This window comes from Alcaligenes sp. (assembly GCF_050255915.1).
GTDB lineage: Bacteria > Pseudomonadota > Gammaproteobacteria > Burkholderiales > Burkholderiaceae_B > Alcaligenes > Alcaligenes aquatilis.
In genome coordinates this window covers 32,323-56,070 of record NZ_JBFWIQ010000016.1, presented here as the reverse complement: position 1 = coordinate 56,070, position 23,748 = coordinate 32,323, and the positions used below count along the sequence as shown (strand labels likewise).

Sequence of the window (23,748 nt, the reverse complement as noted above, 5' to 3'; positions counted from 1 at the left end):
GTTGTTGTTATCTGGATTTAATCATTCAACAAGGGATTATTGTTTTCTGTCTGGCTGGCCGCCGGCGTCGTTGGCAAGACCGTCATGGTTTGCGTATGGTGCAGCGCCAGCCCTTCTTTTCGCAACTCATCCAGAATATCGAACATCAAGACGCTACGTACCCGGCTGCCAATACGAGGTGACGAGACATAGCAGGTGGCGGTGAACTGCAAACCATTGGCATCAAAGCCATCGAGTGTCACATCCGGAGCGGGGTCGGCCAATACATCGCTATAGTTCTGCATCACATCCAGCATGATAGAACGCACCCGTTTAGCGTCCGTGTCGATAGGCATATTGATCTTGACTTTCACCACCCCCAAAGGATTGCTCAAGGTCACATTGCGCACGGTTTTGGTGATGAATTCGGAGTTCGGCACAATCAGGGTGGAGCGATCAAACATCTCGATTTCTGTGGCACGAGCATTGATCTTGCGAACATTGCCCTCCACCCCGTTCAGGCTGACCCAATCGCCGATTTTGATGGGACGCTCGGCCAGCAGGATCAAACCCGACACGAAGTTCTGCACCACCGCCTGCAAACCAAAACCGATACCCACGGACAAGGCGGAAATCACCCAGGCCATGCGCTCCAGGCCAACTCCCAAAGACGAAATTGCCGTGGCCACCACAATGAAATAGCCCACGTAGCTAAACAGATTGGCGGTAGACACGCGCATACCGGGATCAATACGCGTTGCGGGCAAAAGCTGGTTGGCAACCCAGCGTTGCAAGGTTTTCACGAACACAATACCCAGCACCAGAATCAGCACCGCCAGCAACACAGAGCTAGGTTTGAGCTGCACCTGTCCTAGAGAAAAACCCGTGACCAAAAAACCAAGACGACGCTGCAACCACTGCGTGGGATCTTCCCCAAAGGGCAGCAAGACCAGCGTAATGGCCGTGATAATCAAGCACAGACGCAGCGCCCCGGACAATACAATCACAATCTGGCTGCTGCCGCGCAATTGTGAACTGGTCCATTCATTAGCAGCCCGCTTTTCCTTGAACTGCAGCAACAGGCTTTGGCCGATATCGGCAATCAGCGCGACCAGCACATAACAGGTGCAAATCACCAGACTTAGCCACAACATCTCCTGCACAATCAAGCTGCTCAGCGCGATATAACCGAGCAAAAAGGCGATCATGCCCAGCACAATCACCACCCCCAGGGTGATGGGAATAGCCCGCAACCAGGTCGTCCCGTGCTGTACGGGGGCCGTTTTTTGCGGGTCGTCACCCGCGTCAGGCGCCGGCGTCTTGTCCCGCCCCTGACTTAAATTCCAGGCGGCGATGGCGATAAAAATGCTCAGGGTCAACGTGTTAAAGCTGTTGACCAATAACGTCGTGCTTAGCGTGGCGTTGATCAGTCCCAGCAATTGCTGCGACATCCAGGTCAAGGCCACCATGATGCCCAGCGCCAGCGGCAGCCAGGCCAACTTCAAGGCGACCTTGCTGGGAATAGGAGGCAAACGCCAACTAGGACGTTGTGCTGACAAGAGCACACGCCCCATTCCCGTCACAAAACCACCCAGGTACAAGGCAAACACGGATTTGGACACAAAGCTGGCCAGATTCGCAGTCAGATTACCGTTCCAATAAAACAGCCCTGCCGCCACCGAAGCCAGCAAACCGGGGGTCAGGCTATAGAGCACGATCAACGCGGTGGCATAAAAAGAGCGTCGTAAACGCGAAGGCTTGGTGTGGCTGATGGTAAAGCGCTCTAATCCCCGCACCGCCCAGACCGACAGGCCCAGCAGTACGACGGCTAATGCTGCCGCCAACCACGGCACATAAACAGGCAAGTCCGTCACCCGTTGGGCCAGATCTTTGCGCATGCGCTCTACCCGAGCCAGGTCACCGGGCAAATCACGCGAGACATTGCGCCAGAAGCGCGGCGTCAAAACCGATTGCGACTGTCGCCCCAGCTCCGCCTGAAAAATCACCCGGCGCTGCTTGGACACCTGATCCAGACCTTGCGTGGTTTCCACTCCAATCAAACGGGCCAGCTTGATCATGCCGTCCAGCTCGGTCACCGCTTGCTGCAACTGTGCACGCTGACGAGCAATGTCCTCGGACTCACCGGCCGGATCATCTACCGGCCCCAACTGACTCAAACGCGCCGTGACACTCACTAACTCGGGTTCCAGGCGCATGCTCATATCCTGCGCCTGCTCTTGCGCCAGCAACAACTGATTGCGCAGGGCCACCAGATCCGAATCACCTAAACCGTCATTTTTCTGCAAACGCTCCTGCACCGTTTGCAGCGTGTCCCGCAATTCATTCAAAGATTCACTGGCTTGGGCAGGCGTCCAGGCCACCGTCTCAGCCGCAGTGGAAACCGTCACGATGCTCAGCGCAAGCACCAGCAGCCACAAGGACAAAAAAGCACACAGGCGCGAACGGCGAAAGGCGTGCATCAAGAAAACTCCGGCTAAACAATCAGGCCCCTCATGACAATGTCAGGGCAGCAGAAACATGCACAGAATACCGAAAGAATCACTCTCTTGGCACAAAACAAAAGGGACAGGCGAAAAATCCCCCTACCCCAACCGGCTCAGAGCGCCTTGCGCTGCATGCCCTACCCAGTCAGCCACGGTCAATTTCGGGTCGCCCAGGCAGCAAGCCAATCAACACACGAACCCAGGCTTAAAAAAAACCCTTACAAGCAGGCACAAAAAAGAGAAAAATCTAAAAGAATAATCAAAGGAAATTAAAAAACAATAAAAACCCCATAAAACAAAAAGCATTATTCATAATCATTTTTTTGATTAAAAATTAAGTTATTCTTGCAGCATGCTTTAACTATAAGACGGCTATAAAAAACAAAAAAGCAAATAAAACAAACAATCAGGTGACGAATAATTAACAAAAAAATAACAATGAAAATAATTAGCCGATAAATAATCAGGTGACTTGAAATCGTTTTTTTGAAACACAAAGAAAGGAATAATTGTGCCCTCTACCGAACACAGCAAAGAAACCAACATGACATTCATCATGATTTTTCTCAGGCTGTCACTTGCCCTCACACTTTTATCTGCGGTGGCAGACCGCTTTGGGCTTTGGGGGGCACTGAATAATTTCGATATCACATGGGGTGGAATGAACCGATTCCATCAAGATGTAGCGGTGCTGACGCCGTGGCTTTTTTCAAGCGCCATTCCCGCACTGAGCTGGTTCGTCACTCTTTTGGAATTACTGCTAGGCATTGCCTTACTGCTTAACTACAAAAGCGCACTGGCCGCTCTGATCAGCGGTGTGCTGTTTTTGATTTTTGCTCTGAGCATGAGTTTTTTTCTAAGCACAAAGCTCATGATCAATTTCAACGTCCTGGTCTGCTCGGCCAGCGCCTTTCTGTTATGGCAACTCGAAAAATGCCGAACCGGCCAAAACGATAGCAAAACCCAAGGCTAAAACCGGCGTACTCACAAGAACGCCCCACCCCTTTTCCCACTGACAGGAGATCCCGTGTCTGAGACTCGACTTAACCCATCTAATTTGTCCCCCAACATCTACAAGACCATCGTCAAGTACGACGCCCAGATCTACAGCGAGACCACACTGAACAAAGAACTGATTGAGCTGGTCAAGGTCAGGATCTCGCAACTGAACGGCTGCGCATTTTGCATTGATGTCCATAGCAAACATGCGCTGAGCCTGGGCATTTCCGAACGAAAACTGCTGCTTTTAAATGCGTGGAAAGAAGCCCCCCTGTTCACCGAGCAAGAGCAGGCCGCGCTGCGCTGGGCTGAGCAAGTGACCTTTATCCAGAATCTGGAAGACAAGCAGACGCAACTGCATGAACTCAAGGCTCACTTCAATGACAAGGAAATCGTTGATCTGACGTATCTGATCGGTTTGGTCAACGTCTGGAACCGGTTGGCCATCAGCATGAACTACGAAATCAGCCGCTAACAAACAGACCATTTTCCATACAAGAGGGTGACGTATGATCGACGAGCTGCATCTGGATGAACTGCTCAATGACGAGCATCTTGGAGCAGGCAATTTCATCCACAAAATCCATGAGAAGTTCTATCAGGGTAGTGATAAAAAGATTCTGTCCCTGATCGACAATGAAGCGTGCAGAAAGCAGGATTTCTCTATTCAGGAAATCATTGAAACGGCCAGACGGATTGCTTCATCCTACGAACAAACAGGTGTCAAACCCAAGGAAGTGGTCAGCCTGTATTTTCAGGACAGCATCGACTACTTCTTGCATTTCTTGGCCTTGAACAGCATTGGGGCCATTCCGGCACTGATCAATGGCGAGCTGAACACTGATATTTTGCTCAAGTTCCTGCACAGCGTGCGCCCCAACCACCTTGTCATCACACCCGAAAAAGAAGCGGAGATCACAAAGGTGTTCGCACAAGCGAACTACAGCTTGCCCGTACACACGATTGACGCGCTAAAAACACGACAACAAGCCCCATCACGACCTTTCTATTCGCATGAACCACAAGACGTGATCATGATTGGACACACATCGGGGACCACCGGCATTCCCAAGGCAGTCATTTTCACGCATGAGTCCATGTTTCATGGCGTCAGGTCGCAGGTCAAGAAACAGAAAGGGGACCATATCCTGTCCATCTTGCCCCACTCTCACGGGGCCTCGATTTCACTGCTGATGCTCTCTTTCACCCGTGGAGCACACGTCACTATCCTCAGCAAGAAAGATCCCGCAACCATTATCCGGGCAGTGCGGGAAACCCGTCCCAATGTCGTGATTGCTTTTCCGAAAGTCTATGTGGACCTGTGCCGCCACACACTGGACAAATCCGACTTCCAATCCGTCAGCTACTGGATTGCAACCGGCGATGCCAGCCATGAAAAACACATCAGGAAACTGATCTCCCTGGGCCATCACGAGCGGGACGGGCAAACGGTTCCAGGCTCGTTTTTTGTCGACAATCTGGGTTCGTCGGAATTTGCCTTTGCCATTTTCAGAAACGTCCACTCTCCCCAGTCCGACAATTACAAGCGTTGCATTGGAAAACCATTTCCCTGGGTTGACGTGGCTGTTTTCAATGAGCAAGGACAGTACCTGCAGGAAAACAGCGTAGGCCGACTGGCGGTGAAATCCAAATCGGTCACGCAGGGATATTGGAACAATCACTCCCTGACTGAAATGAACAAGATTGACGGCTATTGGCTGACGGGCGATCTGGTCTATTTCGATGAAAAGCGGAATTTCTATCACGTAGATAGAACCAACGATTCACTCTCGTTTAATAACGTGGAAATTTATAGTTGCCAAATCGAAGAAGCGATTATGGCGGAAATCAATGAAGTCTTCGAGGCCACGGTCATCATGACCGATAACAATGAGTTGGTCGCCTATATCGAACTGCTTGATTCCTGCGCAGCGTCAAAGGATGAAATCACCGAACGAGTCAATCAACTCATGCGTCAAAAAAACTGGCCGGCCCTGTCCACGATTGAACTGCAGTCTGCTAACGAGTTCATCGGCGTAACGGGCAAGAAACTGAAAAGACAGCTACGTGAATTGGCACACTAATAAGGAAACACCATGCAAAAAACATGCCTGATAACCGGAGCCAGCAGAGGGATTGGCTATGAAACCGCCAAGGGCCTGGGCCATCAAGGCCATAAGGTGTACATCACGGCCCGCAATAGTCAAAAGGGCCAGGAAGCGGCCCAGAAACTGAGTCAGGAAGGCATACAGGCCCGCTTCATTGAACTGGACATTACAGATCCGCAGTCCATTGTCCGTGCACGTACGCAATTGGCCCAACACGAGGAAAAGCTGGACGTGCTGATCAATAACGCCGGCATTATGATCGACTCCATTTTCACCCCTGACAAGGTTTCGTTTGAAGACTTTTCCTCTACCTTGTCGACCAATACCACCGGCCCCTACTTTCTTATCCAGGAATTCATGCCGCTGCTGGCCAAATCGGCCGATGCACGCGTTATCAATATGTCCAGTGACCTGGGAGCCATGACCCAGGCCTCGGACCCACAATCCCGATTCGACGCTGTACTAGCCCCTGGCTACCGTATTTCCAAAGCGGCATTGAATATGGTCACGCTGATTTATGCCAAACACTTTCGGGACACTGACATCAGCATCTGCTCCTGCAGCCCTGGCTGGTGCCAGACCAGTCTGGATCCCCACATTGACTCCTCCAAGGCGCCCAACACGGCCGTCGATGGTGCCCAAACACCGATCTGGCTTGCCTCAGAGGCCAACAAAGCGGACATCAACGGTCAGTTTTTCTATAAAAAATCCACCATCAACTGGTAGCGTTTTTCATTACGATACCGAAGGAGAGCCCTATGGACACCCTAGCCTCACCAGAACACAGCCTTGCAGACAGCGCCCTGGTCACCGTCCAGAACGCCGTTCAGGCGCAACCCGCACTCGAACAAGCCAGCGACGAGCAAATTGATGCGTTGATTACCGACATTGCCCAGGCATTTGAACAAAAACTGGAGTACTGGGCCCAAACCGAACTGGACGCCACGCGCATCGGTAACCTGCCTGACAAGATACACAAACTTGGCTTGGTCACCGACCGGGTTTACCGGGAACTCTACGGTGAAAAAACCTATGGCCGCCTGCATGGCAGCAAAACCTTTATTGAATACGCCAGTCCGGTAGGCGTCATTTTCGCCATTGTTCCGCTGACCAATCCGGTACCAAATTCGCTGTTCAAAACCCTGCTCAGCCTCAAGACCCGGAACGCTCTGATTCTGAGCTATCCCCGCAAATCGGATCAACTGGGAGCGCAGGTGGTGGCCACGGTTCAAGCGATTCTAAAAAAGCACCACCTGCCTGAAACGCTGATTCAAGCCGTGCAGACGCCTTCGCGTGAGACGACCCAGCTCATCATGCAGTCGGACCAGGTCTCCTTGATTCTGGCAACCGGTGGCGGAGACCTGGTGAAAACGGCCTATAGCTCCGGCACTCCAGCCATCGGAGTCGGTCCAGGCAATGTCCCGGTCTATGTCAGTGCCAGCGCAGACCTGTCACAGGCAGCCGACGATATTTTGCAAGGCAAAACCTATGACAACGGCATTGTGTGCGGCTCTGAAAGCAACATCATTATTGATGAGCGCGTGTACGAGGAATTTGTCGAGATTTTGAAACAGAAAGGGGCGCTGTTGATATCGGAAAAACAGCATATTGATGCCCTTTTTGACGACAGCACAGGTCGACTGCACCGCACACTGATTGGTGTTGACGCCATGACCTTAGCCAAGCAAATGGATGTAGACAGCCCCACACCGATCAAGCTGATTCTGATTGCCGCCGATCCCGAGCAGCACGCCTTCTTGAGCCGGGAAAAAATGGCTCCGATTGTGACGCTGTACAAATCTGAGGCCGGCCAGGGAATCAGTCTGGCGGCACAATTGCTGTGGCAGGAAGGAGCCGGACACTCGGCCGTCATCCACAGCAAAGATCAGGACGAGATTCATCAGTTTGCCAGCACCCTGCCCGCCGGACGCATTCTGGTCAATATGCCCGCTACCCAAGGCATGTTGGGCATCAGTTCGGATATCCCGCTCTCATTCATGCAAGGGTCGGGTTCCTGGGGAGGCAATATTTCTACCGAGCCCGTGCATTGGCGGCATCTGGTCAACATCAAGCGCCTGACGTTCAAAAAATAAGCCCCAGGGCTGCAGCAGGCCCGCTTCCTTGCTGATCCGGCGATAGCCTTTCGGGAAGGATACGAGGCCTGGACAGCCATGCCCGCCCCATGAAAACAGGCCAGACAGACCTCACGCGGTCTATCTGGCCTGTCACGTTTCCCGAAACGCGCTTCCCTAACGAATCTGCTCCGCCACCATGAATCCGGACGCCCCTGCCAAGCCTGGACCTGGGTGGGTGGACGCACCGATCTGGTAGACGTTTTTGTACGGGGTTGCGTGGGAGCGTGCACCGTTACTGGCGGCAAAGGGGCGCATCCAGAAGAACTGGTCGGGCGAGCAGATGCCCGAATACGGGTCGCCGCCCACCAGGTTGCAGTTGATGGATTCCAGATCAGCCGGCGAGAGCACTTTCTGGCCCACGATTTGTTGACGCAAACCGGGCATGACGCCTTCCAATTGGTCGATGATGCGCTCGGCCACGGCCTTGCTGACGTCTTCAGTCCATTTGCCGTCGGCAGGCACATCGATTTTGCCAGCCGCATCGCCACGCAGCTTGGACGGCATATCCTGCATCTGCATCCACAGTATCCATTTGCCTTCCGGCGCACGGCTGGGGTCCAAAGAGCATGGTTGGCCAATCGCCACGGTGAACTTGGCGGGGATCAAGCCATTATTGGCCTGGGCCACGCTCATGCTGACGTCCTCCAGGCTGTCGGACAGGTGCAGCAAAGGCACTTTCAGCAGCTCTGGATCGCTCCAGTTCGGCATGCTGTCCAGCGCCAGATGAATTTGCATGTCGCCACGGCCAAAACGGTAGGCATTGGCTTGCTCGCGTACTTGAGTGGGTGCGCCCGGTAACAGGCGACCATAAAGCTGTGGCGGAGTGACGTTGCACACCACATGGCTGGCTTCGTAGACCTGGCCACCGGCACGTACGCCACGGGCTTTTTGTCCTTCCAGCACAATTTCTTCCACTTCGGTATTCAATTGAATACGGCCACCGGCCTTTTCAATAATGGCGCATAGCGCACGCACCAGATTCTGACCACCGCCTTTCACCACCGGCATACCACCGGCCACCACGGCGGCAAAGGTCAGCTTGCCGATCAGGGCCGAGCAGGCATCGTCAGGGCCCAGGCCCGAGTGCAAGACCCAGGGAGCCATCATGCCACGCACACGGTCATCTTTCAGTTCACGGTCAGCCCAGCGGCGGAAGGACTCCAAGGACTCACGTCCGTACTGAACCATGCCGTCCATGCGGCGCTTGCGCCATTGCGAGAACAGCAGACCCAACAAACCACGGCTGTAAGGCTCGGTACCCAGCAAGCCAAAGGTCAGGCCGGCATCGCGCTCGAACAACTGACTGCACATGGCGCCGAAGGCATCGCCATCGCCTGCTTGCAAAGCATTGATACGCTGAATCGAATCGCCCACATCATGGCGCAAGGCCATCCCCTTGCCATCGCTACCCACCACGCCAGTGGTATAGCCGTTTTCCAGAAACTCCACGCCCTGGGCGGCCAGATCATCCTTTAGGCGGGCATAGGCAGCACCGGAGGTGAACAAGGGGTACCACGACGACAGCAGTTCATGAGTAAAACCGGGAAACAACTCCTCGGTACGGATACACCCACCCGCACGGTCGTTACGTTCCAGTACCAGGACTTGCTTGCCCTTTTGCGCCAGCAACGCCGCGCATACCAGGGAATTGATGCCACTGCCCACCACAATGACGGAATACGATTTTTTATTTGTTGAGTCTGTCATCCCACACCTTTTTTAAATTGCCCTGAACGGGGTCAGGGCTTGTGAACACGCAGCAAGAAACAGGTGTCAACAAGCCCTGGACCTCTTTTACCGCACTTTTCTATTTATGAGCCAGACGACTGCGCCTGCCAGCGTTCAAACCAGTGACGGGGCGACTTGCCCTGCTCGGGCCCGAGCACGGAAAAGCCACCATCAACGGGCAGATCAATCCCTGTCATCCAGGAGGCGGCGCCCGACACGGCAAACAAGACCACTTGGGCCACTTCTTCGCCGGAACCGACTCGGCCCAGAGGATGCACCTGCGCCCCCACCTGATTGGCCAGTTCACGCGAACCACCACTCATGCGTTCGACCGACGGCGACCAGGTCCAGGCGGGCGATACCGTCAGCACACGAATCCCCGATGGAGCCAATTCCACGGCCAAGCTTTTGGTGAACTGCAGGATGGCCGCTTTGGAAGCCGGATACAGCGCACGTCCGGCCACGCCGAATTTGCCACCCGTACTACCCATATTGATGATGACACCACCCTGCCCCATATGTGGCGTGGCTTTCTGGGCCAGAATCGCGCTGGAGATCAGATTCACATCCAGCGTCTGATGCCACAGCTCCCGGCTGGAAGCCAGTCCCTCGTCCCCATAGGAACAGGCATTGTTCACCACAATGTCGATGCGTCCAGTTTGTGCCAATGCGGCCTGCACGCAGGCATCCAGCTGCGCATCATCACAAATATTGGCAGCCATGAACTGGGCCTTGCCCACGGCCTGCAAGCGCGCTTCGGTACGCTGACCCTCCTCCTGACTGCGCCCCACAATCAGCACCCACGCACCGGCGGCGCACAAGGCCAGGGCGATATCCGCCCCCAGCCCTTGCGTGGACCCGGTCACGATGGCGACCTTACCCTGTAAATTCACCTTCATGTCCTGCTGCATGTGCTTCTCCTACTGTGCTTGTGGCGCGCCAAAGACGGCTGCCCAATCTTCGTCCCGATCAATTTGAGCAATCAGACTCATGCTGGCCAGCGAGGCTTCATGCGTAGCTGGTGGAGCGCCACAGGCGCTGGCCACCACCGCCACCTCATAGCCCATGTCTACGGCATGGCGCACCGTGCTTTCCACCACGGAATGGGTGGCCACACCGGCAATCACCAGACGCTCCACCCCCAGACGACGCACCACCGGCTCCAACGCGGAGCCAAAGAAAGCGTTGATGCGCGTGTGATGGACTTCAAACTCGTTGGGCAAGGGAGCCAGCCCGTCAAAGAACTGGGCTCCCCAACTGCCGGTCTGCATAGCACCGATGCGTTTCACATTGTGCAGAATCGGTGCATTGCACAGCAGATCGGCATAGTCAGGCCGATAGCCCACCCGCACATGCACAATAGGCACGCCCTGTGCGCGGGCCTGCGCCAGCAAACGGCCTGCGGCCTCGATCAGAGCCTGACGCTGGGGGCTGTTGGCCTCTACCCCCACACGGATCAGACCATCAGCGTGCAGGACGTCGTTCTGATAATGCAGGGCCAGCAAGGCGGTGTGATGGGCTGCCGACATTAGATGTATACCTGAATGGCGCCGTGAACCGCGTCACGATCCACCAGATTCACCTGCTTCATGCGCAGTTTCCAGCCACCGCCTTCCTGGGCTTGCAGCTTGTGAATCAGACTACCCACACGGTAGACCGGATCTTTACCGCGCCACTCCATGGAGTGAAAACTGGAGCGCACCACCAGGTAACCTTCCGGATCGGTGCCGTCGATCATCAGATTGCCCAGCACGCGGCAGGACTGGGTAATCGGCTGCTGGGACCAATTGCGGTGGTTCTCCAGACGACGAATACGCAGCTCGCGCAGCAGCTTGTTTTCCCAGCACAGGGAAATGTGCTCGTACGGGCTTTCCTGATCGTAGCTGTGAGGAATCCAATACATGCCTTCCTCCGTCCACAGATCCAGCCATGCTTGCCAGCGACGTTCGTCCAGTAGACGAGCTTCGTGATAGATGAACTGCTCTACTTCGCGAATGGCTTCCAGACTCAGATTCACAGGCGTGACCTGATCCACGCTGACGTCAAAATCAATATCAAACAACATAAGAATTCTCCTTGGCTCGGACAGCAGCCCGCTTAAGCCTGTGTTGCGGGGGCAATAGGCTCACCAGAGGCCGAGCGCACCGTGGCTTTACCACTGTCTTGCGACTGCGCAGGCGCATCATAAATAGTGGTGGTCATGAAGTGTTTCCAGGCGCGGAACTGGTTGCGCATGGGCAATTCACTGGTGCCGTTGGTGGCCACCATGCCGCCTTCGATAGGCTTATCGGTGCCGTCGTAGCGGTGCATGCTGATCCATTCGCCGCCATGGGTCTTATTGCCTTCCTGGCAACGGCCATAGACTTCGATATCGTCCGGCATCACATTGGACGAGGGCGAGTTGATCAGATTGGCGTACATCAGGCCACGCTTATAGATATCGTCCGGAGCGCCTTTCAGGCGGAACAACTGGATCTCCACGTGGGTGCGGTCCACCGCTACCGGACGAATCACACGGAACTGCTGGAACACAGTGTGTGGCGAGCCACTGCCGTAAATAATGCTGTTATGACGGTTCTCGCCCAGAATGTTCAGGGCTTTTTCTTCACCATAGGCTTCTTTCAGGGTTTCGTAGTGCGCCTTGGTGACCGGGTCGGTTTCGATGGCCCCTGGATTGAAAATGCCTTCCATGTAGCCGTGGCCATTATCAAACGCGTACAGATCCAGCTTTTCCCAGAAACCGTAAGGCTCACCATTTCCGTCCATGATATGCAGTTCCAACGGCATGGAACCGTAATCCTCGGCCTGTTCGCGGGCAGCCACGTAGGACGACTCATGCGTGACATTCGCGTGCATGGTGTCGTGCAGGTTTTCGTAAAACACTTTCCAGTTGGAAGGCTGCCAGACCTTGAAGCTGCCACCGGCCACTTCCACTTCACCCACAGGCGAGCGATCGCACAGATTGTCGATGGAGGTGATGATGGGGCCTAAAAACTCTTTCAGATCCGGGCCGTGGGCGCTTTGACAGGCGAACACAAAGCCACGATAGCTTTCCACACGAGCCACACGGCGCATGGAGAAGTCCGGGTGCTTGGGATCAAAGCAGGTGTTTTCCAGGCCGTTTTTCATGGGCGCGGCCAGATGCTGGCCGTCCAGCTTGAAGGTCCAGGCGTGGTAAGGGCAGCGGAAGAACTTGCCGGCATTGCCACAGCCATCGGCCACCACTTTCGCGCCCTTATGTGGACAACGGTTGTACAGCACGTACACCTTCTTGTCGCTGCCGCGCACCATGATGACGTCCTGACCACCCAACAAGGTAGTGTGGTAGTCGCCCGGTTTAGGCACCTGGCTGTCGTGGCCGATGTAGATCCAGGCACGGCCATAAATGCGTTCCATCTCCAGACGGAAGATTTCAGGGTCGGTATAGACCGATTTATGTACGCTGTCTCCCCGCACCAATGCGGACAACTGTTCGTTGCTATAGCTCATCATTACCTCCTTGCTGCCGGATGCTTGACGCACCCTCTTTATGACTTTTCCATCTTGCACTGCGGTGCAAAATGATCCTGGAACTGCTCGAATACGGTGGACACAATCTTGTTGCTCATCTGACCTTTGTCATTCGGGGCCACTTCGCGCATGTAGTAGGTCTGCACCGGATACTGGTTGTTGTTAAAGGCAAAAGCCCCGCGCACGGACTCGAACGGTGCGCTGCGCAAGGCTTTGCGCAAGGCCTCGCGGTCGGTGGCGGCCTTGGGGTCGGCCTTCAATGCGCCATCGAGCAACAAGGCGACGTCATAGCCCTGGGAGGCATACATGGACGGCAGGCGACCATAGGTCTTTTCAAACTCCGCCACGAAACGCTTGTTAGCAGGGTTATCCAAATCCGGCGACCATTGGGCGGCGTTGGCCATGCCCTTCATGGACTCGCCAATAGCACCAATCGTGTCCTGGTCAGCCGAGAAACCAGGGGTATATACGGCCATCTGCGTAGACAGACCCGAGTTGATCAACTGCTTGATAAAGGACACGCCCATACCGCCGGGCAGGAAGAAAAACACCGCATCCGCACCCGAAGCCCGCATCTGGGCCAATTCGGCGGCGTAATCCATCTGGCCAACCTTCACATAAACTTCGTCGGCAATCTCTCCCTTGAACAGGCGCTTGAAGCCTTCAATGGACTCACGTCCACCGGGATAATTGGGGGCGATCAAATAGACTTTCTTGTGCGCCTGATCGGTCACGTACTTGCCCATGGCGGCAGGGATATCCTCGTTCTGCCAGGACACGCTAAAGAAATTGGGGTTGCAATGCTCACCCGCATACTCAGCCGGGCCCGTGTTGGCGGAAATATAGACGGTGTCGCTGCCCATAATCGTGGGCATCACGGGCAGCAGCACGTTGGAAAAAGCAATGCCGGTAATGACATCGACCTTGTCGCGCTTGACCAGACGGTCCACTGCTTGACGGCCTTCCATCGGTTTTTGCTGATCGTCCAGCACCGCCAAGGTCACATCCACACCACCGAACTTGCCGCCCGAGTGGTTCAGGCCCAGCTCGAAACCATCACGGATTTCCTGGCCAATAGCCGCACCAGGGCCGGACAAGGTGGTCAATAGCCCCACCTTGAATACTTCCTGACTGGACGCCGGGCTACAGGCCAGGGCCAAGGCCAGCGTGCTCATACAAAACGCTACTTGTTTTTTCATGTTTGTCTCCGTCCTCTGTCTGTCAAAAAACTGGACTTCAGGTCTGCCTGGGATCACCCCCACTACGACGGAAGCTGTGTATCACTGACGCCTGTGGTTTGTGCGGCGCTTGTCCTGCAGGCCGCAGAGAACGGCCCCAAGGGACTACGTGAATACAGCAATTCCCAGTCGTATCCCAATCTGCTAAGGTGCCGGGACAGGATTACTGTTTTAGGTTTGAAATACATTAGACCGGCTCAGAACAGGCGGCTATCCAGATTCGGCAAGCCTTATCCCTAACCGGCAAAAATTTGGAGACACACATCATGCAAGCGTGGTTTATGTCAGGGCTGGCCCCCTTGCAACACAGTGCGCCGCGCTTTGAATCGCGCTGCCCGGACCAGACACGCAGCGAGACCGCCGGTTTTCTAACCGAACACCGTCTGACCTGGAATGACGGCCCAGTCGACGCGTCCCTGCGCTACGCCAGCAGCCACAGTTTTTCCTTTGTCTTGCTGAAATATGGCGCGGCGGTGCAGGTATCGCCCGGCATTCTGGAAGACTTTTTGCTGTTTCAAGTCCCCATACAGGGACGATCCTGTATTCGGGTTGGTCGGGAGTACGTCCAGGCCAACCCTAACATTGCCAGCGTGATCTCCCCTTCCCTCCAGGTTGAACTGGATTGGGAACAGGGCTGTGAGCAGTTTTTAGTGAAGATCCCACGCCACAGGCTGGAAGAAGTGGCCCGGCAGACCTTGGGCTTGAGCCTGGATCGGCCCATTGAGTTTGCGGCGGGCATGTCTCTGGACTCGCCACACGGCTGTGCCTGGCAGCACCAGATTGGCAGCTTGCTGGCCTATGGCGGGCATTTGCCGCCGGAAATGGATCAGTGGTCGCGTCAGGCCGAGGACAATCTTCTGCTGCATCTGTTCCATACCCAGCCGGGTAACTACAGCCAGCAATTGCAGCAAAGCGTGCGCCCGGCCAGTTCGCGCCGGGTACAAAGAGCCGAGGATTTCATGCGGGCCAGCCTGGACGAGGCCCTGACGCTAGAGCAAATCGCCACCGCTGCCTGTGCCAGTGTACGCAGCCTGACCTTGGCGTTCCGTACGGAACGGGGGCTAAGCCCCATGCAGTTCTTAAAGCAGATTCGTTTGGAAGCGGCCCAACAGGCCATCCGCCACGCGGTGCCGGGCACCCAGGTCAGCGAGATTGCCTTGCGCTGTGGGTTTAACCATTTTGGCCGCTTCTGTGCCGACTACAAGTCCCGCTTCGGGCGTTCGCCCTCGCAGGACTTGCGTATCGTGGATTAGTCCTTCAGGGCCTTGCCGGGAACCCAGACACGGCCATCAAACAGACGGCGCGCCGTACGGTAGAAGGAACCAGCCTTGGCATACCACTGGCCGTCTTTCTTTTCCACTTCCGCACCAACTGTCAGTACGCCAGAGGGCATGCCCAGACGCAGCGGGCCTTGCGGGGCAACCGAGTCGGACAGGCATTGCGAGGGCAGACTACCCGTCAAACGAGCCGCCACAGCGGTACACAAGGAGATGGTCAGTGGCAAGGCGCGGTGCGGCTGGCCGTTGGAAATCACGCGGGCAACCAGATCAATCTCTTGGGCGGGAACCACGTCGCCGGACAAGGTGGGGTTGTCCTGGGCGGGCGACACGATGCAGACAAAGGGCACGATGCGAATCTGACGCGCAGCGTCCACATCCGGAGCAATACCCATGCGTACCGAAGCCTGTACACGAATCGCGTCCAAACGCTCCAGCACTTCAGGGTGCGATTCCAGCCAATCAGGCAGTTCAAGACCGGTCAGGCCCACATCCGCAGCACGTACAAACACCGCCGCATTGGCCGCGTCCACCAGCGACACCTCGATACGGCCTACGCCAGGGACATCCAGCCATTCGGTCAATTCACCACTAGGCAGCAAGGAACCGGTAGAAGCACCGCCTGGTTCTACAAAGTCCAGACGGATAGGCGAACCTGTGCCGCCTACGCCGGGAATGGACAGATCGCCGTCGTAACGGGGCTGACCCTCTTCCACCGTGAAATGGGCGTGGATGATCTTGTTGGTATTGGTATTGAGAATGCGCACACACGCTTCACCGTCCTGAACCTTGACCATCCCTTGCTCAACAGCGTAGGGGCCAACTGCCGAGCTCATATTGCCGCAGTTGCCACGGTAATCCACCTTCTCTTCCTTGATCGCCACTTGCGCAAAGGTGTAGTCCACATCGGCGTCCGGATGGCTGGACGGGCCGATAATACACACCTTGGACAGGGAGGAGACGCCGCCGCCCATACCGTCCAGTTGGCGTCCGTAAGGGTCCGGCGTACCCATGGCGGCGGAAAACAGAGGCGTCCAGTCGTCGCGCTCGGCAGGCAGGTCTGCAATATTGAGCATCAAGGCTTTGCTGGTGCCACCACGCATGAACACGGCGGGAAGGGATTTTTGCTTCATCACGTTATTCCTGGTTCTTGGCTTGCGCCATTAAAGAAAATTGCGCCGTCTCCTGCATGGGTTCGGCGTGAGAGACAATCGGTTCACTAAAAGAGTCTGATCGGGTCGTGCGCTGCTGTTGTCGTTCCAGTTGCTGCACTTTTTCCTCGCTGGCATTGCCCAGATGGCGGGCCAGCAAGGCGGAGGCCTGAGCGCGTTCGCCCTTTTCCAGCAAATCCAGAATCGCCAGATGCTCCAGGCATTGACGACGAATACGTTCCCGATCCAGCGTTTCCTGATATTCCAGCAAGCGCCGCAACTGGTTTTGACGCGTCACCGTCTGGGCGATAAAGCGATTGCCGGACAAGGAGGCCAAAGCCTCATGGAAGGTGGCATTGGCCTGATACATCTCAGCATGCCCGGCGTGACGCCAGCCCCCGTCGGCCAAGGCTTGCTGTTGCAGCCGCACACGGCGCAAAACGGTGGAGTCAATGGCAAAACCGGGCAGCAACATGGCGGCGGGTTCCAGCATCTGACGCAAGGTATAGCTTTCTTCGCAGGCCTGGGGGCCGTCAATCATGGGCAGGAAAGACCAGCCTTTGCTGGCACGTTGCTCTATCCAGCCCTCATTAGCAGCACGAGCCAGAATACGGCGCACACGTTCGCGCGTCAGACCGTAACGGCGCATGGCGTCGTTTTCCGACAAGGTATCCCCCCAGATGCCCGAGAGCTTGTCGCGGGCCAGTTGCAAATAGATCTGGTCATCCTGGCTGGTGCCCAGCTCTTCTTCGATCACACCGAGCTGGTCTGCCCCTTTCAACAGGTACAAGCCACGCCGAGGTGGCTGTGCGCCCACAATCCCTTTTTCCGCCAGATAGGCCAGCGCCCCGCGTATGGGCGAGCGCGAAGCACCCAGCGCCTCGGCCAGAGATTGTTCCGTCAAATGATGCCCGGCCTGCAAATGCCCGGCCCGCACGTAATCCAGCAGGCGATGCGCCAAAGTGACATGCAAAGAATTGGATTGGCTTTTCATGCCGACATTCCTAAAAATCGAAGCGATCCTGGATCGTTTTATTGTATTATATACAAACAAAATACAATTTGATTGTTTTACAAAGGCTCCAGACGCATAATTTTGTTGGGATTATTCTTGTCGAAAGCCCGCTGACATCGCGCGAGTCCACACGGATTCACACAGCGATGACGTAGTCAGAGGGCCCTCAGGTCGGCCCCCTCCAACCTTCTCATTACGGATGAATCGTTTGCCATGTCTCAGTCTCTTGCCCTAGAAACGCTGTCCCTGAACGGACGTTCCGTACGTTACGTTCCTATCGCCGACATACCCGGTATTGAAAAGCTGCCGTATTCGCTGCGCGTTCTACTGGAAAACCTCTGTCGTCAAAAGGCCGTGCGTCACGCCGACGTGGATCAGGAGATTGATTCCCTGCTCCAGCGCAAGGTGGGCGACGGCATCACCTTCTACCCTGCCCGCGTATTTGGTCAGGACATTCTGGGTTTGGTGATGTTGCTGGATATGGCAGCTTTACGCGAAGGCGTTGAGGCCGCCGGTGGCGACGCCAGCCGCGTTCGGCCACAGGTGCCTATCGACGTCATTATTGACCACTCCCTGCAAGTGGACAGTTGGGCCAACCCCAAGGCGGCCGACATCAACCTGGCGCGCGAATACCAACGTAATGGCGAGCGCTTTGCCTTCCTGCGCTGGTGTTCCAGCAACTTTGATGGCGTCAAAGTCGTGCCGCCCGGCAAAGGCATCATGCACCAATTGCACATCGAGCATATTGGCCAGGTTGTCTGGACCGAGGAAGGCAAGGACGTGGATCTGGTCTACCCAGATAGCTGTGTGGGCACCGACAGCCACACGCCTATGGTGAACGGCCTGGGCATTCTGGGCTGGGGTGTTGGGGGTATTGAAGCCGAAGCCGTGATGGTGGGTCTGCCCGTTGCCATCGCCCTGCCTGCCGTAGTGGGTATCGAGCTGACCGGCAAGATGAATGACGGCGTGCTACCTACCGACCTGGTGCTGGTCATTACCCAGAAACTGCGCGAACTGGGCGTGGTGGGCAAGTTTGTGGAGTTCTTTGGCCCCAGCGTGGACGAGCTGTCCCTGGGCGACCGCGGCATGATCGCCAATATGGCCCCTGAATACGGCGCCACCGCCGTATTCTTCCCGATTGACGACGCTGCCCTGCACTACATGCACATGACGGGCCGTCCACAAGAACAGATTGATCTGGTTGAGCAATACAGCAAGGTTCAAAAGCTGTGGCGCGATCCGGCTGCTCCCGCTCCTGTTTACGACACCGTACTGAAACTGGATCTGAGCAGCATCAAACCCAGTCTGGCTGGCCCCAGCAATCCCGAAGATCACCTGGATCTGGATACTGCGGCCCAGTCCTTCCCCGCCCATCACCAGAAAATTGCTGGCCGTCCTTACGACCCGCAACGTGCGGTGCCCGTGGAAGGCGAGGACTTTGTTCTGAATGATGGCGATGTGGTCATTGCCGCTATTACCTCCTGTACCAATACGGCCAACCCCGCCAATATGATGGCCGCCGGTTTGCTGGCCCGTAACGCCGTGGCTCGTGGTCTGCGCAGCAAGCCTTGGGTCAAGACTTCGCTGGTGCCCGGTAGCCAGGTCACTGCCGACGTGCTGGAACGCGCCCAACTGCAAGATGACCTGGATGTGCTGGGCTTTAACATTGCTGGTTTTGGCTGCACCACGTGTAACGGTGGTTCGGGCCCGCTGCCTGCCAATATCGTCAACGCAATTGAGTCGGAAAAGCTGATCGCCACCGCCGTGCTGTCGGGCAACCGCAACTTTGAAGGCCGTATTCACGCCAACGTGCGTGCTGCTTACCTGGCATCGCCCGCTCTGGTCGTGGCCTACGCCCTGGCCGGCAACCTGAATGTGGACCTGACCCGCGACTCGCTGGGCAAGGATCAGGACGGTAAAGACGTCTACCTAAGCGACATCTGGCCCAAATCGGCCGAAGTGCAAGAAGCTATCCACGGCGCTTACGACCGCGACCTGTTCATCGAACGCTATGCCGAGCTGTACGACGGCGGCGAACCTTGGGACGCCCTGGCCCGCGAAAGCAATGGCGGCCACTACCCATGGGAAGCCGACAGTACCTACATCCGCAAACCGCCTTACTTTGACGGCCTGCAACGCGAGCCCGCCCCCGTGGCCAACCTGCGCGGCATGCGTCCGCTGGCGATTTTGGGTGACTCCATCACCACCGACCACATCTCGCCATCAGGTTCGATCAGCCTGGGTACGCCTGCCGCTGACTTCCTGCTGTCCAAGGGGGTGGAGCAAAAAGACTTCAACAACTACACCACGCGTCGTGCCAACCACGAAGTGGTCAAACGTGCGACCTTCGCCAACATCCGTCTGCGCAACAAGATTGTTCCCGGCGTGGAAGGCGGTGTCACCAAGGTGATGCCTGAAGGCGAAGTGATGCGTATTTTTGAAGCGGCCCAGGCCTATCAAGAGCGTCAGGTTCCCCTGCTGGTGATTGCCGGCAAGAACTACGGTTGCGGCTCCTCGCGCGACTCCGCCGCCAAGGGCCCCGCTTTGCTGGGTGTGAAGGCCGTGGTCGCAGAAGGCTTTGAGCGTATCCACCGCACCAACCTGGTCGGTATGGGTGTGCTGCCTCTGCAGTTCCAGGACGGCACCAATGCCGACACCCTGGGTCTGGATGGCACCGAAACCTTTGATGTGAAAGGCCTGGAAGAAAACCTGGGGGTACGTTCACAAGCCGAGCTGATCATCCACCGTCTGGATGGCAGCACGCAATCCGTGCCGGTGATTGTGCGCCTGGATACGGTCGAGGACATGGAGTACTGGCGCCACGGCGGTATCCTGCCACGCGTCTGGCGCAAGTACCTGGAGAACTAAGCCTGTGCAGGCTTAGCTCATCCAGCTAGTCCGCCACATCAAACGCCAGGGGTCACACCCTGGCGTTCTTGTTTGGCCAGACGCAACCAATGCTCGATGCGCAGCAAGGCGTGATGCGCACTTTGCTGACGGATTTCATCCCGCGTCCCATCAAACACAATGGTTTCGGTATAGACGACCAAAGGATCATATTTATCCTGCGGCTTGAACAGCCAGGCAAAACATTGCGTCCCGGCCGGAATCTGCGGCTCTGCAATATCGTCCGCCACCCCCGTATTGGCAATGATCACATTGGCCGGAGTCAATTCCGCCGCTCCTTTGGCCATAGCCCGTGCCACTGCCTCACTGCACAGATTGTTTTCTGCCAGCACCCGCTGATCGACGCCCAGGCATCGATACTTGGCCTGCGGCGAATAAGTCACAAAAGCACAATCCAGTACGGTTGCCGCCCCCGCTTGGTCAGCCAGCGTGGACGCAATCAGACCTGCTGTGCAGGATTCTGCGGTTGCCAGCGTCAGCCGGGCCTCGGTCATGGTTTTAACCAAGCGAGCAAGATCTACATCGTTCATGGCATACCCTCCTTATTGCTGAAACAAGGACGGTTTATTCAACCATAAAGTAAAAAAGCAGGAAACCAGCCCCTGCTTTCTGCTCACCATCGGGAACATGCGCTTACGCTGCCCAGAAACTTGATCAGTCCCCAAACAGGCTGGACATATCCGTTGCTTCCAGCCCCAGATTGCTAGCCAGTTGATCAAAGCAGCGCAAGGCCGCTTCTATATCCTCATCCGGGATCCCTTCAAACAAGGGAGCACGAGATTGGCGCAGCAATTCCAGCAAACGTTTGTGAAAGTCGCGCCCTTTATCGGTCAGGCACAAAAGGCGTGCACGCTTGTCCTGCTCGTCGGGCAGGCGCGCCAGCAGGCCGCCAGACTCCAACTGATCGATCAGACGCACCAGCGTTGGTCCCTCCAGCCGCATCATGCGTGCCAGTTGCCCTTGCCGTATCGGTTCGCCCAACTGAGCCAGATAACGGATAGGCAAAATAGTGGCCTCGGACACACCGTAACGCACCAGGGTCTGATCCAATTCACGACGGTAAAGGCGCGCCAGCACAATCATGGACAAGCCGAACCGTTCATAAAGTTGGTGATTCATCAGGAGGTCTCCACAGCGCGCGGCATAGCATTAGGCGGGTAAGCATAAACCAAAACCGTTGTGGCCCCTTGCAGGGACTGGGCGAGGTCCAATATCGCCTGCGCTAAAACGGTATCGCTGCAAGATTGGCTGATGCGCTGCAATTGTTGGGCCAATTCCTGCGGCTGGTGCTCAAACCCTTCCAGCAGCTCACCTACCAGCGATACACACGCCTGCTGCTGCGCCCCGCGCTTGGCCAGGCGTTTGAGTTCAATCACGCCACGCCCCAAATTGATCAGTGACAACAGGCCCGGCGGAGTCTGTTCCCCCATCCAGTGCAATAACTGCACCCATTGCCGGGCCACTCGCCCACGCCATACACGAAACAAACGGGGGCGGGAACGACGTATCAAGGGATACAGCTCACGCACGACTCGCCGCACCAGCGCTTGGCCACGAGGATGCGTACGACGCGGCAAAAGGAAAAAAGCGCTGCACACCACCGCCGAACCCGCCAGCAAAGGCAGGGATTCTTTCAGGATGATGGGTCCAGTCACCGCTGCCATTCCCGCCTGGCTGGCCAACTGAAAACACATATTCGCATCCAGCGCCCAAGCCGATGTTGGACGATTTGCACGCAACAAGCCGCCGATCACCACAAAGGGCAGTACCGAGGCAATCACCTGCCAGTCCGTCACCAAATGCCCCTGAAGCAGATAACGATACAAACTGGCCACCACCACACCCACAGTAATCCCGGTAAACATGGTGCGACTCATTAACTGCGGGCGCGGCATGGAGCCCAGAATGATGGAGAAGGTACACACCCCCATGGCCATCAATTCCAGCGCCGGGCTGGACAAGGCAAAGGCAATTGCCCCGGCACTAAAAGCCGCCAAGCCACTGATCAGTCCCGTGCGAGTTGCCAAGGGCCAATCTACAGAAATAGCGGGCGTGGTCAGAAAGCGGTGGCGACCACGTCGGGCGGGCGCCTGAGTGGCAAACAAACCTTCTTCTGCCCGTTGGATTTGCCCCATGGCACGGCGCAAACGGGCCAGGCTGATTTGCCCCTCCTGTCTGGCTGCCGTCTTTGCCAGCACCTTCAAAGGCTGACCGTCCTGCAGGCGTTGCGCCTGCTCCAGCAAGGACGATGCATAATCAGCGGCGGGGCACCGCCCTCTTTCTCTTTGACGCACAATCATTTCACTGGCAGCCAGCAACTCGATCACCGCATACAAAAACGCATCCACATAAGGCAAGCGGCGATACGCATCCCAGGAACCAGCCGCCAAAATACGGGCTTGGCCGTCCAGGTCCACCATCTCCTGGCGGATCCGGCTGAGCAAGGCCTGATCCGGCTGTGCATAAGACGGCCCCAAGGCGTGCGCCGCCAAACGCAAGGCATCGGCTGCCAAAACACGCACACGCTGGTAATACGTCTTGCGCTGACTACGCGGTGTCGTCCGGGAACACAACAAGGTTGTCACCAGCACCCCGATCAAGGTGCACTCCACCCGCGACAAGGCCAAGTCCAGCGACGTATCCGGTGCCAGCACAGACGGCAAGACCACCACACCAATGGTGATGCCTGCCAACATGGGCAAGTAGGACAAGGCACCCCGCAACACGTGGGTCAAAGCCGACGCCACGCCCACCACCAGCGCCATACCCAACAATTGCAAATAGGCGTTGGGCAAATGCAAAAACGCCAAGCCCAGCCCTGCTCCTATCAAGGTTCCCAAGATTCGCCACAAGGCCCGCTCATACACCAGGCCCCGATAGGCTTGGGACAAGACCCACACCGGCATGGCAGCCCAAAAGGGGTTATCAACGGACAACAAAACAGCAATCGCAAAGGACAGCCAGGCAGCCATGGCCATATTCAGGCCATGCAAGAGCGCAGGCCGATCCAGCTGCATCCAGGGAGAAAAGGCAAACATAAGAAAAGGGAAACTGAACAGTCGCTAAAGCATGATTATATAGATAGCTTACCTACCTATTCAATTAACACCCGCCTTTAAGGGATAAACACCCCGCGCCTGACCCCTATTTATCAGCCACCTCATTGTTCATTGTCAGTTTTCATAAACTATCGCTCT

Annotated in this window: 19 protein-coding genes; 7 read left to right on the top strand and 12 right to left on the bottom strand. The window is 56.1% G+C overall.

What is annotated here, in order from left to right; genetic code table 11:
- Positions 1 to 17 precede the first annotated feature (17 nt).
- Entirely contained in the window at positions 18 to 2,459 is a 2,442-nt protein-coding gene (locus tag AB7E06_RS17130) for a DUF3772 domain-containing protein (protein WP_395029302.1), read from the bottom strand.
- Between the two features lie 535 nt (positions 2,460 to 2,994).
- On the opposite strand from AB7E06_RS17130, the gene AB7E06_RS17125 reads away from it, so the two are divergent.
- The 5 genes from AB7E06_RS17125 to AB7E06_RS17105 are packed head-to-tail and all read left to right on the top strand — an operon-like array spanning position 2,995 to position 7,683.
- Positions 2,995 to 3,456 (top strand): DoxX family protein, encoded by a 462-nt coding sequence (locus tag AB7E06_RS17125; protein ID WP_395029301.1) that lies wholly within the window; start codon positions 2,995 to 2,997, stop codon positions 3,454 to 3,456.
- A 54-nt stretch (positions 3,457 to 3,510) separates the two neighbouring features.
- On the top strand, positions 3,511 to 3,957 hold the full coding sequence (locus AB7E06_RS17120; RefSeq protein WP_108727249.1) for a carboxymuconolactone decarboxylase family protein: 447 nt from the start codon (positions 3,511 to 3,513) through the stop codon (positions 3,955 to 3,957).
- Between the two features lie 34 nt (positions 3,958 to 3,991).
- Positions 3,992 to 5,566: a class I adenylate-forming enzyme family protein gene (locus AB7E06_RS17115; protein WP_395029300.1), complete on the top strand. Its 1,575-nt coding sequence runs from the start codon at positions 3,992 to 3,994 to the stop codon at positions 5,564 to 5,566.
- Positions 5,567 to 5,578: 12 nt separating this feature from the next.
- Positions 5,579 to 6,316 carry an SDR family oxidoreductase gene (locus tag AB7E06_RS17110; protein WP_094196236.1) on the top strand — a complete coding sequence of 246 codons (738 nt, stop codon included), beginning with the start codon at positions 5,579 to 5,581 and terminating at the stop codon, positions 6,314 to 6,316.
- Positions 6,317 to 6,348: 32 nt separating this feature from the next.
- The gene (locus tag AB7E06_RS17105) at positions 6,349 to 7,683 is read left to right on the top strand and encodes an aldehyde dehydrogenase family protein (RefSeq protein WP_094196235.1); all 1,335 of its coding nucleotides are present in this window, start codon (positions 6,349 to 6,351) and stop codon (positions 7,681 to 7,683) included.
- Between the two features lie 156 nt (positions 7,684 to 7,839).
- Here the strand turns inward: AB7E06_RS17105 and AB7E06_RS17100 are convergent, their stop codons facing one another.
- From AB7E06_RS17100 to AB7E06_RS17075, 6 genes are all read right to left on the bottom strand, one after another.
- The gene (locus tag AB7E06_RS17100; protein ID WP_427957842.1) at positions 7,840 to 9,432 is read right to left on the bottom strand and encodes a phytoene desaturase family protein; all 1,593 of its coding nucleotides are present in this window, start codon (positions 9,430 to 9,432) and stop codon (positions 7,840 to 7,842) included.
- Positions 9,433 to 9,536: 104 nt separating this feature from the next.
- On the bottom strand, positions 9,537 to 10,364 hold the full coding sequence (locus AB7E06_RS17095; RefSeq protein ID WP_042488955.1) for an SDR family oxidoreductase: 828 nt from the start codon (positions 10,362 to 10,364) through the stop codon (positions 9,537 to 9,539).
- Positions 10,365 to 10,373: 9 nt separating this feature from the next.
- Positions 10,374 to 10,982 (bottom strand): cysteine hydrolase family protein, encoded by a 609-nt coding sequence (locus tag AB7E06_RS17090; RefSeq protein ID WP_094196232.1) that lies wholly within the window; start codon positions 10,980 to 10,982, stop codon positions 10,374 to 10,376.
- Entirely contained in the window at positions 10,982 to 11,518 is a 537-nt protein-coding gene (locus AB7E06_RS17085; protein ID WP_094196231.1) for an aromatic-ring-hydroxylating dioxygenase subunit beta, read from the bottom strand. The genes AB7E06_RS17090 and AB7E06_RS17085 overlap by 1 nt, the downstream gene beginning before the upstream one ends.
- A gap of 32 nt (positions 11,519 to 11,550) precedes the next feature.
- On the bottom strand, positions 11,551 to 12,942 hold the full coding sequence (locus AB7E06_RS17080; protein WP_094196230.1) for an aromatic ring-hydroxylating dioxygenase subunit alpha: 1,392 nt from the start codon (positions 12,940 to 12,942) through the stop codon (positions 11,551 to 11,553).
- Between the two features lie 38 nt (positions 12,943 to 12,980).
- Positions 12,981 to 14,162: an ABC transporter substrate-binding protein gene (locus AB7E06_RS17075; RefSeq protein WP_427957839.1), complete on the bottom strand. Its 1,182-nt coding sequence runs from the start codon at positions 14,160 to 14,162 to the stop codon at positions 12,981 to 12,983.
- Positions 14,163 to 14,467: 305 nt separating this feature from the next.
- Between AB7E06_RS17075 and AB7E06_RS17070 the strand changes: the two genes are divergently transcribed.
- A complete protein-coding gene (locus AB7E06_RS17070; RefSeq protein ID WP_094196228.1) occupies positions 14,468 to 15,454 on the top strand; it encodes a helix-turn-helix domain-containing protein in 987 nt (328 codons plus the stop codon).
- Here AB7E06_RS17070 and AB7E06_RS17065 read toward each other — a convergent pair.
- Together AB7E06_RS17065 and AB7E06_RS17060 are read right to left on the bottom strand one after the other, a co-directional pair.
- A complete protein-coding gene (locus AB7E06_RS17065; RefSeq protein ID WP_094196227.1) occupies positions 15,451 to 16,611 on the bottom strand; it encodes a 2-methylaconitate cis-trans isomerase PrpF family protein in 1,161 nt (386 codons plus the stop codon). The genes AB7E06_RS17070 and AB7E06_RS17065 overlap by 4 nt on opposite strands.
- Before the next feature lie 4 nt (positions 16,612 to 16,615).
- Positions 16,616 to 17,623, bottom strand: a complete 1,008-nt coding sequence (locus AB7E06_RS17060; protein ID WP_094196226.1) for a GntR family transcriptional regulator — start codon at positions 17,621 to 17,623, stop codon at positions 16,616 to 16,618.
- A gap of 234 nt (positions 17,624 to 17,857) precedes the next feature.
- Between AB7E06_RS17060 and acnA the strand changes: the two genes are divergently transcribed.
- Positions 17,858 to 20,512, top strand: coding sequence for an aconitate hydratase AcnA (gene acnA, locus AB7E06_RS17055; protein ID WP_094196225.1), 2,655 nt, complete (start codon positions 17,858 to 17,860; stop codon positions 20,510 to 20,512).
- Positions 20,513 to 20,550: 38 nt separating this feature from the next.
- On the opposite strand, the gene AB7E06_RS17050 is transcribed toward acnA, so the two are convergent.
- The 3 genes from AB7E06_RS17050 to AB7E06_RS17040 form a co-directional block, all read right to left on the bottom strand.
- A complete protein-coding gene (locus AB7E06_RS17050) occupies positions 20,551 to 21,081 on the bottom strand; it encodes a CinA family protein (protein ID WP_094196224.1) in 531 nt (176 codons plus the stop codon).
- A 124-nt stretch (positions 21,082 to 21,205) separates the two neighbouring features.
- Positions 21,206 to 21,670 carry a MarR family winged helix-turn-helix transcriptional regulator gene (locus AB7E06_RS17045; RefSeq protein WP_094196223.1) on the bottom strand — a complete coding sequence of 155 codons (465 nt, stop codon included), beginning with the start codon at positions 21,668 to 21,670 and terminating at the stop codon, positions 21,206 to 21,208.
- Positions 21,670 to 23,589, bottom strand: coding sequence for an FUSC family protein (locus AB7E06_RS17040; protein ID WP_427957835.1), 1,920 nt, complete (start codon positions 23,587 to 23,589; stop codon positions 21,670 to 21,672). Before AB7E06_RS17040 ends, AB7E06_RS17045 begins: the two co-directional genes overlap by 1 nt.
- Between the last annotated feature and the right edge of the window lie 159 nt (positions 23,590 to 23,748).

Excerpts from the sequence above, each read along its gene's own strand:
- AB7E06_RS17130 (WP_395029302.1), bottom strand. The coding sequence starts at position 2,459 with ATGCACGCCTTTCGCCGTTCGCGCCTGTGTGCTTTTTTGTCCTTGTGG.
- AB7E06_RS17115 (WP_395029300.1), top strand. The coding sequence starts at position 3,992 with ATGATCGACGAGCTGCATCTGGATGAACTGCTCAATGACGAGCATCTT.
- AB7E06_RS17110 (WP_094196236.1), top strand. The coding sequence starts at position 5,579 with ATGCAAAAAACATGCCTGATAACCGGAGCCAGCAGAGGGATTGGCTAT.
- AB7E06_RS17105 (WP_094196235.1), top strand. The coding sequence starts at position 6,349 with ATGGACACCCTAGCCTCACCAGAACACAGCCTTGCAGACAGCGCCCTG.
- AB7E06_RS17100 (WP_427957842.1), bottom strand. The coding sequence starts at position 9,432 with ATGACAGACTCAACAAATAAAAAATCGTATTCCGTCATTGTGGTGGGC.
- AB7E06_RS17095 (WP_042488955.1), bottom strand. The coding sequence starts at position 10,364 with ATGCAGCAGGACATGAAGGTGAATTTACAGGGTAAGGTCGCCATCGTG.
- AB7E06_RS17090 (WP_094196232.1), bottom strand. The coding sequence starts at position 10,982 with ATGTCGGCAGCCCATCACACCGCCTTGCTGGCCCTGCATTATCAGAAC.
- AB7E06_RS17085 (WP_094196231.1), bottom strand. The coding sequence starts at position 11,518 with ATGTTGTTTGATATTGATTTTGACGTCAGCGTGGATCAGGTCACGCCT.
- AB7E06_RS17080 (WP_094196230.1), bottom strand. The coding sequence starts at position 12,942 with ATGAGCTATAGCAACGAACAGTTGTCCGCATTGGTGCGGGGAGACAGC.
- AB7E06_RS17075 (WP_427957839.1), bottom strand. The coding sequence starts at position 14,162 with ATGAAAAAACAAGTAGCGTTTTGTATGAGCACGCTGGCCTTGGCCCTG.
- AB7E06_RS17070 (WP_094196228.1), top strand. The coding sequence starts at position 14,468 with ATGCAAGCGTGGTTTATGTCAGGGCTGGCCCCCTTGCAACACAGTGCG.
- AB7E06_RS17065 (WP_094196227.1), bottom strand. The coding sequence starts at position 16,611 with ATGAAGCAAAAATCCCTTCCCGCCGTGTTCATGCGTGGTGGCACCAGC.
- AB7E06_RS17060 (WP_094196226.1), bottom strand. The coding sequence starts at position 17,623 with ATGAAAAGCCAATCCAATTCTTTGCATGTCACTTTGGCGCATCGCCTG.
- acnA (WP_094196225.1), top strand. The coding sequence starts at position 17,858 with ATGTCTCAGTCTCTTGCCCTAGAAACGCTGTCCCTGAACGGACGTTCC.
- AB7E06_RS17050 (WP_094196224.1), bottom strand. The coding sequence starts at position 21,081 with ATGAACGATGTAGATCTTGCTCGCTTGGTTAAAACCATGACCGAGGCC.
- AB7E06_RS17045 (WP_094196223.1), bottom strand. The coding sequence starts at position 21,670 with ATGAATCACCAACTTTATGAACGGTTCGGCTTGTCCATGATTGTGCTG.
- AB7E06_RS17040 (WP_427957835.1), bottom strand. The coding sequence starts at position 23,589 with ATGTTTGCCTTTTCTCCCTGGATGCAGCTGGATCGGCCTGCGCTCTTG.